The following is a 420-nucleotide window of genomic DNA, read 5'->3' on the forward strand; positions in this document are numbered from 1 at the left end:
CTTCCTCGAACGCTGTGCAGTGGTGTAGCTGTGTTGGTGACGCTGGTGGCGACGATTGTGGGGGCGCTGGCTGTTCCTGCCATCGTGGTGTCCCTCATCTGCGCTGCGTTGGTAGCCGCTGAGGTGTTCGATAAGCCGGTGCTTTCGCGGCTTTTGAACCGCGGGGTGAGCCAGAACGTCGTCGCGCGCTACCTGCCTGCGAAATTGCCGACGCGAGCGAGCCGGAGACGCAAGGTGATCGTGGTGGCGAACTACGACAGCGGTAAGGTGCGACGCGATTTGAACGGTGCGATGCCGGCGGTGCTCCCCATCCTTTATTGGGTTGAGCTGGCGATGCTGGTGGTCATGCCGCTGCTTTTGGCGATTCGCATGGTGCTCGCACCCTAAGGTAGCGTGCTCGTGGTGTTCAACGTCCTTCTG

At 61.4% G+C, this 420-nt stretch carries 1 pseudogene; it reads left to right on the top strand.

From position 1 onward, the window contains the following. Positions 1 to 387 (top strand): annotated as a pseudogene (locus tag NE591_RS12705) (aminopeptidase); the annotation flags it as partial. Between the last annotated feature and the right edge of the window lie 33 nt (positions 388 to 420).

The organism is Adlercreutzia sp. DFI.6.23 (genome assembly GCF_024462535.1).
GTDB classification, from domain to species: domain Bacteria; phylum Actinomycetota; class Coriobacteriia; order Coriobacteriales; family Eggerthellaceae; genus Adlercreutzia; species Adlercreutzia rubneri.